The organism is Streptomyces antimicrobicus, assembly GCF_020532625.1.
Lineage (GTDB): Bacteria > Actinomycetota > Actinomycetes > Streptomycetales > Streptomycetaceae > Streptomyces > Streptomyces antimicrobicus.
The window spans coordinates 1-9,517 of sequence record NZ_JAJAUY010000190.1 but is presented as its reverse complement, the minus strand read 5'-3'; the positions used below and the strand labels follow the sequence as shown (position 1 = coordinate 9,517).

Below are 9,517 nucleotides of genomic sequence, written 5' to 3'. Positions count from 1 at the left end.
TGCCAGCCGGTGCCGGCGCCCGCACCTTTCGCCCCCCGTTCGGCGCCATCGGCCGCCCCGCAGCCCGCCATCGGCCGCCCCGCCGCTCCCCATCTGCCGTCCCGCCGACCGCCCGCCACCCCGCCGCCCGCCCGTCCGCCGGGTCGCCGGGTCGCCGCCCCCACGCGCCTCAGCGGCCGCCCGAGACCCGCAGCACGGCGCCGGTGGCGTACGAGGCCTCGGGGGACAGCAGCCAGGCGATCGCGGCCGCGATCTCCGCGGGCTGCCCGGGCCGCCGCAGCGGGATCGTCGCCGCCGCCTTGGCCGGACGGTCGGGGTCGCCCATGGCGGCGTGCATCTCGGTCTCGATGACGCCGGGGGCGACGGCGTTGACCCGGATGCCGGCCGGGCCCAGTTCCTTGGCGAGGCCGACGGTCAGCGCGTCGGTCGCCGCCTTGGTCGCCGCGTAGTGCACGTACTCCTCGGGGGCGCCGAGGGTCGCGGCGGCGGACGAGACGTTGACGACGGCTCCGCCACCGGTGCGCGCCATGTCACGGGCGGCACGGCGGCAACACAGCAGGTAGCCCAGGAGGTTGACCTCCAGCACCCGGCGCAGGTCCTCCGTCCGGGCGTCGGCGAGCCGGCCCAGGGGGCCGGTCACCCCGGCGTTGTTGACCAGCCCGGTCACGGGGCCGAGTTCCGTCCCGGCCGTGTCGAACAGCCGCTCCACGTCCCGTTCCTCGGAGGTGTCGCACTGCACGGTCACACAGCGGGCCTGCGGCGCCGCGGCCCGGACCTCGTCCGCCGTGGCCTCGGCGGCGGCCCGGTCGCGGACGTAGCCGAGGACGAGGTCGTGGCCGTCGGCGGCGAGCCGTACGCAGGTCGCCGCGCCGATGCCGCGGCTGCCGCCCGTGACGATGGTGATGGGACGTGACATTTCGTTCCTCCGGAGCGCGCTAGGGTGTCCGCCGGCCCGGGTCCATGATCGCCTGCCCGCCCCGGACCGCGCGCACGGGCGGCGCCCGCCCGGGGGGCCCGTTCCGGAGCCCGTTTCCACCCCTGGGTCCTCACTCCATAGGGTGAGGGCATGTCCGACGACGAGTCCCCCCTGATCCGGAGCATGCGGGCGGCGGTCGCCGCCGCGCCCGAGGACGTCCCGCTGCGGCTGCACCTGGCCGAACTCCTGCTGGCGGACGGGCGGAACGACGCCGCCGTGGCCGAGGCCGCGGTCGCCCTCCAGCACGCACCGGGCGACGTCCAGGCCCGCGCCCTGATGGCCCGCGCCATGAACCTCCCGACCGCCGCGCCCACCGCGCCCCCGCCGCCCGCAGCACCGGGCACGGGCATCCAGGACGCCCAGCACAGCCCCGACGCCCAGCACGCCCGACACCCCCAGGACGGCGAGCCGTCCGGCCCCGCCTCCGGCCCGACCTCCGGCCCCGCCGCCTTCGACTGGGCCGCCGCCGAGCAGGACCTCGGGGACATCGTCGGACCCCGCTTCGTGGCCCCCGAGGACGACTCCGCCCCGCGCCTGGACACCCCGCTCACCACGGACGGCAGCAGCGCCGGGCACGCCGGCCCGGACGGCGCCGACGGCGCCGAGGAGGCGCCCGCCTGGGACGTCGACGCCCCCGGAGCGGTCCGGCTCGCCGACGTCGGCGGCATGCAGGAGGTCAAGGACCGCCTCGAAGCGGCGTTCCTCGCCCCCATGCGCAACCCCGAGCTGCGCAAGCTCTACGGCAAGAGCCTGCGCGGCGGCCTGCTCCTGTACGGCCCGCCCGGCTGCGGCAAGACCTTCATCGCCCGGGCCGTCGCCGGGGAACTCGGCGCGAACTTCGTCTCCGTCACCCTCTCCGACGTCCTCGACATGTACATCGGGACCTCCGAGAAGAACATCCACGAGATCTTCCGGATCGCCCGCGCCAAGGCGCCCTGCGTGGTCTTCCTCGACGAGCTCGACGCCCTCGGCGCCAAGCGCAGCCGCACCCACCACAACGGCATGCGCAACGTGGTCAACCAGCTCCTGACCGAGCTGGACGGCATCGACAGCGGCCAGGACGAGGGCGTGTTCGTGCTCGCCGCCACCAACGTGCCCTGGGACGTGGACATCGCCCTGCGCCGCCCCGGCCGCCTCGACCGCACGCTGCTCGTGCTGCCGCCCGACGGCCCGGCCCGCGAGGCGATCCTGCGCTACCACCTGCGCGACCGCCCGATCGAGGCCGTCGACCTCGGCAAGCTGGTCAAGGCCACCGAGGACTTCTCGGGCGCCGACCTCGCGCACGTCTGCGAGGCCGCCGCCGAGACCGCACTGCTCGACTCCGCCCGGACCGGCAAGGTCCGCATGATCGGCATGTCCGACCTGCTCGGCGCCGCCCGCCAGGTGCGGCCCTCCAGCGAGCCGTGGTTCGCCGCGGCCCGCAACGTGGCGATGTTCGCCAACGACGGCGGTATGTACGACGACCTGCTCGCCTACCTGAAGAAGAAGCGGAAGCTGTGATCCCGTGAGCGGCACCCTCGACCGCGCGGAGGCGTACCTCGACCTCGGCCGCTACCAGCAGGCCGCCGCGCTCGCCTCCCAGCACCTGGCCCAGCAGCCCGACGACGCCTCGGCGCTGCTGGTGCTCGCCCGCTGCCAGCGGCACCTGGAGGACCTGCCCGCCGGGCTGGCCAGCGTCGACCAGGCGCTGCGGATCACCCCGGACGCCCCGTTCGCGTGGATGCTGCGCGCCGACACGCTCTCCCGGATGGGCCGGCACCACGAGGCCGTGGCCGCCGCCCAGCGCTGCGTCGAGTACGGCCCGCTGTTCTGGTGGAGCCACCACACGCTGGCCCTGGTCCTGGAACGCAGCGGCAACGGGGCGCTGCGCAGGGACGGTTACGCCGCCGCCCTGCGGGCCACGGAGCTGGGCCCGCAGGAGGCATCGGCGCACTTCATGCTCGGCCTGATCGCGCACCGCCTGGGCGACCACCGCACCGCCCGCGCCGCGTACGGGACGACGCTGCGCCTGGACCCGCAGAGCAGCGAGGCGCACAACAACCTGGCCATGCTCGACCAGCGGCGTTCCTGGTCGAGCCGACGCGCCTGGTCCCGGGCCGCGGAGGGCTTCGTCACCTCGGCCTCGCTCGACGTCGAGGACACCCACGCCCGGTTCAACCTGGAGGGGATGGCCTGGGGCGTGGCGGCCTCCGCCCGGTGGTGCGCCTTCGCCGGGATGGCGGTCGCCCTGGTCAGCACCCAGGGCGGGCGCTCGGGCGGCCAGGACGGCGGCGGGCCGGCCGGCCCGCTGGTGGGCGCGCTGCTGCTGGTGCTGATGTGGGGCGCGTGGTTCCTGTGGCAGCGCAGCAGGATGACGCCGCGGGTGCGGCGCACGATGGCGCTGGTCGCCCGCGGCTGCCCGCCCGTCCTGGTGATGGCCGCGGCCGTGGCCCTGCCGGCGCTCCACTCGCTGGTGACGGTGGTGTCGGCCGTGGCGCTGCCCGCGGTGGACACCGGGGTCCTGGCGGCGTGCGCCGGCCTGCTGTTCTGGAACCTGATCCTCACCTACTGGATCAGCCGGGTGTTCCTCGGCCGCCGCGCCCCCGGACGGCGCGCACGCCGCGGGGCGGGCGGCCCAGGGTAGACCGCGAAAAACCCCTGGACCAGCGGAAATACCGGGCCGGAGAGTAGCCCCGCAACGCCCTGCTCCCGATCACCAGCCGAAGGAGGCGGAACGCCATGTCCACCTTGCGGGTCACCGCCGAGGAACTGACCATCCACGAACACCCCAACGCGGACGCGCTGGAACTCGCCCAGGTGGGCCTGTACCGCGCCGTCGTCGCCAAGGGCGCCTACCGCACCGGCGACTTCGCCGTCTACATCCCCGAGCAGGCGGTCCTGCCGCCCGACCTGATAGCCGAGCTGGGCCTGACGGGCCGGCTCGCCGGCGGCAACGCCGACCGGGTCAAGGCCGTGCGCCTGCGCGGCGAACTGTCGCAGGGACTGGTGTGCCGGCCCGCCGCGCTCGCCGACGTCGACCTGGCCCGGGCCGCCGCGCAGGGAGAGGACTTCGCCGAGCGGCTCGGCATCACCAAATGGGCCCCGCCCGTCCCGACGACCATGAACGGCGAGGTGGAGTCGGCGCCCGACCTGCTGCCCTGGGTCGACATCGAGAACCTCCAGCGCTACCCGGGCATCTTCGAGCCCGGCGAGCCGGTGGTCCTCACCGAGAAACTGCACGGCACCGCCTGCCTGGTGACCTACGTCGCCGAGGACAAGCGCCTGCTGGTCTCCTCCAAGGGCTTCGGTGCCAAGTCGCTGGCGCTGAAGGAGGAGGAGCGCAACCTGTACTGGCGCGCCGTACGCGCCCACGACGTGGAGGCCGTCGCCGCCGGGCTGGCGGCCCGGCTCGGCGCCACCCGGGTCGGCATCTTCGGCGAGGTCTACGGCGCGGGCGTGCAGGACCTCGGCTACGGCAACGACGCGCGCACGGACACCGGACCCGGGCTCGCCGTCTTCGACGTCTCGGCGGAGATCGACGGCCAGGTCCGCTGGCTCGACCCCGCCGAACTGCTGGAGGGGGTCCTGCCGCTGGTGCCGCGCCTGTACGAGGGCCCGTACGACCTGGACCGGGTGCTGGAGGTGGCCACCGGACGCGAGACCGTGTCCGGCAAGGAACTGCACCTGCGCGAGGGCGTGGTCATCCGTCCCGCGACCGAGCGCTACAGCCCGGTCGTCGGCGGCCGGGCCATCGCCAAGGCCGTCAGCCCGGCCTACCTGACCCGCAAGGGCGGCACGGAATACGAGTGAACGCGCGGGCGCGGATCGTCCGCGCCCGCGCGTCCGCGTGGTGGGATGGCCCGGACAGCGGCGGCGGGCACGGAAGGGCGGTCGGGCGGATGGCCGAGGACACGATGCGGGCGATGGCCTACGAGAGCTACGGCGGTTCGGACGTGCTCAAGGAGATGCGGCTGCCGCTGCCCAAGGTCGCGCCCGGCGAGGTCCTGGTGAAGGTCGAGTGCGCGGGCGTGAACCCCGTCGACTGGAAGATCATGGCCGGCGGACTCGACGCGCTCATGGACGTCGTGCACCCGGTGGTCCCCGGCTGGGACGTCGCCGGCACGGTGGTGCGGCTCGGCATCGACGTCCCCGAGTTCGCCGAGGGGGACGAGGTGATGGCGTACGCGCGCAAGGACTACGTGCACGGCGGCACCTTCGCCGAGTACGTCAGCGTCCCCGTGCGCGCCCTCGCCCGCAAGCCCGCCTCCCTCGGCTGGGAACAGGCCGCCGGCCTGCCGCTGGCCGGGCTGACGGCGTACCAGCTGCTCACCCGGCTGGACACCGGCCCCACCGACACCGTCCTCGTCCACGGCGCGGCGGGCGGGGTCGGTTCGCTGGGCGTCCAGATCGCCCGTTCCCTGGGCGCGCGGGTCATCGGCACCGCCTCCCCGCACAACCACGAGCGGCTGCGGGGGATGGGCTGCGAGCCCGTGGAGTACGGCGACGGCCTCACGGAACGGGTCCGCGCGCTGGCTCCCGACGGGGTGAGCGTCGTCGCGGACTTCGTCGGCGGCGTCCTCGACGTCACCCTGGCCGTGCTGCGCGACGGCGGCCGCCACGCCTCGATCGCCGACCACTCCGTGCTGGGCTCGGGCGGCCAGTGGATGTGGGTCCGCCCGAGCGCCGCCGACCTGACCGAACTGGCCCGGCTCGCGGACACCGGGGCGCTGACGGTCCCGGTCCTGCGGACCTTCCCCCTGCACGAACTGCCCGAGGCGTTCGAGCTCAGCCGCTCCGGCGGCGCCGCCGGCAAGATCGTCGTCCGGCCCTGAGCGCCGCCGGTCCCGCAGGCGCACGCCCGCTCAGCGCAGGGTCGGCACGTCCCCGCACTCCGCCCGGCCGACCTCCACGTCCGGCAGGCCCGACAGCCAGGGCCTCGCCAGGGCGGCCAGGGCGGCGGCGGTGGGCGGCCGGGGGCCCAGCCCGATCGCGTAACGGGCCACCAGCCCCTCGGCGGTGACGGGCCGGGGCCAGGCGTGGACCTGCTCGACGTCGGCCTCCTCCAGGAGGCCCACCAGCGCGCGGAGGCGACCGCGCACCCGGCCCAGCGTCTGCGTGAACCCCGCTTCGTCCCGGGCACGCACGGTGACCACCGCCCAGGCGGCGTGCCTGCGGTGCAGGGGCGGGGGCGCCGCCAGTGCCTGCGGTGCGTCCGGGTCCGCCAGCAGTTCCCACGCCCGGTACAGCTCCTGCGTCAGCAGGTCGTGGAAGGCCGGCCCGACCTGGGTGGTGCAGCTGCGGACCGGCGCGGACGGGGTCAGGACGGTGATCCGCCCGGCCGGGCCCGGCTCCTGACCGGCCGGGTCGCCCAGCGCGACCGGAGTGCGCCAGTCCCACGCCGCCCACGTCGCGAAGAACTCCCTCAGCAGCGCCGGCTCGTCCAGGGCCGCGGCGTCGGCCCGCGCCACCGTACGGGCCGCCAGGACCGCCCAGGCCAGGCCGGGCAGGCCGCCGTGCGGGGCCGAGTCCAGGCCCCGGGACCTCGCCCAGGCCTTCACACGGCGCGCCAGGCCCGCGAACGCCTCGTGCCGCGGCCCGACGGCAGCCCGTACCGCGTCGGCGTCGCCGACCGCGCTCAGCGCGACCGCCGCCGCCTCGCCGAGCTCGGCCCGGCGCCCGACGGCCTGCGGGGGCGCCAGCGCACCCGTGGCGACCACCACCAGGTCCACCGTCAGCCCGCCCACCGCGCACCGCAGTCCGGGCACCCGGGCCCCGACCACCTCCCGCAGTCCCACCGCCTCCGGCAGCGCGGCCTGCACCCGTGGTGCCACCTCGGACAGCTCCGCCCGGCCCGGCAGGGCCGCCACCAGGTCCAGATCGGCGTCCGGCAGCGCACAGCCCGTGCGCCGCGAGCCCACGACCTCCACCACGCCCTCCGGGAACGCGGCGGCCACGCGCCGTGCGACCTCCTCGGCCCGGGCGGCGAGGTCGACCGGGGCGGCCGCGGGCGCGGCTCCCGGCGCGGCGGCCTCCTCCTCCGGCAGCCACCGCACCGCACCGGTGCCCAGCGCCACCGTCGCCCGTACCCGCATCGGCTCCTCACCCCGGCGCGAGAGCACCACCAGCTCGCCGACCCGCGCCGTCCGCGCGGTCCCGGCCAGGCGCGCCGCGCAGTCGGCCACGGCGCGCCGCGGGTCCGCGGTCCGGCCCAGCGTGAGGTGCGGGGTGAATCCTTGCGCCGGGCCCTGTGCCCGGCAGCCCGGGAACCGCCGCACCAGCGCCTGCCGCAGCTCCGCCCAGGGGGCCGCGCCGTCCGCGGCCGGGTCCAGCCACACGGTGGCGTCCGTACGGCTGCCGAAGCTGTCCACCCCGCCCAGCCGCGCCGTGAACGGCGCCACCTCGGCCGCCGCCCGTGCCAGCAGCGGCACGGCCTGCTCGAAGGCCGACTCCGGGGCGAAGCCGAACAGCAGGTTCACATGCGGCGGCCACCGGTCGATCCGCGGATCGAGCTCGCGCCGGACCTCCTGGATCGCGGGCCACAGCCGCTCCGGCGGCAGCCAGGCCACCGCCGTCCGGGCCGTCGCCGGGACGTCGAGCACCGCGGCCTCGGGGACGTCGTGGGCCCCGGGCCGGTCGAAACCGACCTCGGCCTCCACCGCGAAGTGGTCGGAGACGTACAGCCCGTCCGGCGTGGCCGGCCGGTCCCCGCGCAGCGCCGCCCGGACCACCCGCACGGCCCCCGCCCCGTCCGTACCGGCCCGCAGCAGGATCCGGTCCAGCCGGGCGGCCCGGCCGGTCAGCGACGACACCGCGGCCAGCGGGTTGACCGCCGGGTCGAAGGTCGGCGTGGTGTCCCGCGGCCCGTGGACGAGGGACCAGGCGTCGAGCAGCTCCAGGGCGGCGGCCGGGCCCTCGGCGCCGCCGCGGCCGTCGTTGAAGTCGCCCAGCAGCACCACGTCGCCCTCGATCCCGGCCAGTCCCTCCGCGATCCGCGCGAGTTCGGCCCGGCGCCGGGCGGCGCCGTCGGCCGCGTGGTCGCTGGAGAGATGGGTCGCCGCGACGACCAGCGGACCTCCGGCCGTCTCCACCGTCATGGCCGAGACCGCCTTGTGCGGGCCCAGCGCGTGGACGCCCGCCTCCCGCACGGGCAGCCGACTCAGCACCAGCAGCCCGCACTCGGCGACGTCGCGGCCCCGCGCGTCGGTGCTCACGGTGTACCGCTCCCGGACCCACGGCTCGCGCAGCACGCGCGCCAGCAGCTCCGGTTCCACTTCCTGCAGGGCGATCACGTCGGCGTCGGCCGACGCCAGTTCGGCCAGCAGCAGCGGCCTGCGCCGTGCGGTGTCCAGGAGCGGGCCGTCGTAGCGGTCCCACAAGGTGTTCCAGGTCAGCAGCCGTACGGTCGCCGGGGCCGGGCCCGGGCCCGGCCCCGGCGACTGCGCCCGGGCCGGATCCGTGCCGTCCACCGGGGTCCACGCGCCCCGTACCGCGTCCCAGGCGTGCGGGGCGCGGGCCGTGAAGAACGGCGCCCGCAGCAGCCGCGGCCTGCGGACCCGGCCCGCGGCCGTCGCGTCGATCCGGTCCAGGCCGGTCGCCCGGTCCCACACCAGCTCCCCGTCCGCCTCCACGAACAGCACCCGGTGCCAGGGGACGTCCCCGCCCGGCACGAACGACGGCAGCGGGACCCGCTTGGGCGCCGCGCCGCGCTGGTGCAGGCCCAGGACGAAGCGGGCCGGGTCGAACCGGGGGTCCCACCGGACCTGGTGGTAGAGCTCCTCACTGGTGCGCATCACGCCTCCTCGCCCACGCGCCCGGCCACGGCCCGGCCGGCGCCCCGGTCCGCCAGGCCGCCCGCGACGTCCTCGATCCTGCCACCGGCCCCCACGTACCACGTGCGGTGGGCCTCCTGGCCCGGGTACGGCGGCACGAACCGGCGCAGCTGCCCCGTCAGCACCTCGGGCGGCACCGGATGGGCCCGGGCGCGGTTGCGCCGGACCAGCTCGTCCTCCTCGACGAGCACCACGACCTGGCTGACCAGCGCGTCCCGGCGGGCCGCCACCGCCCGGACCAGGGACCGCTGCTGCACGGTCAGCGAGGTGGCGTCCCACACCACCGTGCCGGGTGTGCCGGGTGAGCCGGGTGTGCCGCCCGCCGCCGCGAGGGCGGCGTCCAGCCGGTCCAGGCCCTCGCGCAGTACGTCCCCGTTGGCCCGCTGGTCGGCCCGCGCACCGCGGGCGGCCCGCAGCTCGTCCAGCGAGACCACGGCGCCGGCGGCCAGGGCCCGGCCGAACGTGCTCTTCCCGCTGCCGGACGGGCCGACCAGCTGGACGAGGTGCGGGAAGCCGCCGTCCCGCCACCGCCACGTCGCCGCCGCGGCCTCCTCCACCGTGCCGATCCGGCCCCGCGCGTACGCCTCCCGGGCCTCGGCCCAGCACCGGTCCGCGGCGTGCGGCGGCAGGCCGGCCAGGGCCTCGCGCAGGCCGTCGCGCAGCGGCGCCAGCGGGTCCGGCCCGAGCAGCCCGGCCTCCTCGGCGTGCAGCAGCGACCAGGCGCACTGCTCGG

7 protein-coding genes are annotated in these 9,517 nt (G+C 76.7%); 4 read left to right on the top strand and 3 right to left on the bottom strand.

Features of this window, described 5'->3' with window-relative positions; all coding sequences use genetic code 11:
• Positions 1–169: 169 nt before the first annotated feature.
• Positions 170–916 (bottom strand): SDR family NAD(P)-dependent oxidoreductase, encoded by a 747-nt coding sequence (locus LG632_RS28225; RefSeq protein WP_226730495.1) that lies wholly within the window; start codon positions 914–916, stop codon positions 170–172.
• A gap of 150 nt (positions 917–1,066) precedes the next feature.
• Between LG632_RS28225 and LG632_RS28220 the strand changes: the two genes are divergently transcribed.
• The 4 genes from LG632_RS28220 (at position 1,067) to LG632_RS28205 (ending at position 5,787) form a co-directional block, all read left to right on the top strand.
• Entirely contained in the window at positions 1,067–2,476 is a 1,410-nt protein-coding gene (locus tag LG632_RS28220; RefSeq protein WP_226730492.1) for an ATP-binding protein, read from the top strand.
• Between the two features lie 4 nt (positions 2,477–2,480).
• The gene (locus LG632_RS28215) at positions 2,481–3,599 is read left to right on the top strand and encodes a tetratricopeptide repeat protein (RefSeq protein WP_226730490.1); all 1,119 of its coding nucleotides are present in this window, start codon (positions 2,481–2,483) and stop codon (positions 3,597–3,599) included.
• A gap of 95 nt (positions 3,600–3,694) precedes the next feature.
• The gene (locus LG632_RS28210) at positions 3,695–4,765 is read left to right on the top strand and encodes an RNA ligase (ATP) (protein WP_226730488.1); all 1,071 of its coding nucleotides are present in this window, start codon (positions 3,695–3,697) and stop codon (positions 4,763–4,765) included.
• Between the two features lie 104 nt (positions 4,766–4,869).
• Positions 4,870–5,787 carry an NADP-dependent oxidoreductase gene (locus LG632_RS28205; RefSeq protein WP_226730497.1) on the top strand — a complete coding sequence of 306 codons (918 nt, stop codon included), beginning with the start codon at positions 4,870–4,872 and terminating at the stop codon, positions 5,785–5,787.
• Positions 5,788–5,817: 30 nt separating this feature from the next.
• On the opposite strand, the gene LG632_RS28200 is transcribed toward LG632_RS28205, so the two are convergent.
• Both LG632_RS28200 and LG632_RS28195 read right to left on the bottom strand, forming a co-directional pair.
• Positions 5,818–8,745 (bottom strand): poly(A) polymerase, encoded by a 2,928-nt coding sequence (locus LG632_RS28200; protein WP_226730483.1) that lies wholly within the window; start codon positions 8,743–8,745, stop codon positions 5,818–5,820.
• On the bottom strand, positions 8,745–9,517 hold a 773-nt coding region (locus LG632_RS28195; protein ID WP_226730481.1), incomplete at its 5' end, for an ATP-binding protein. The genes LG632_RS28200 and LG632_RS28195, both read right to left, overlap by 1 nt.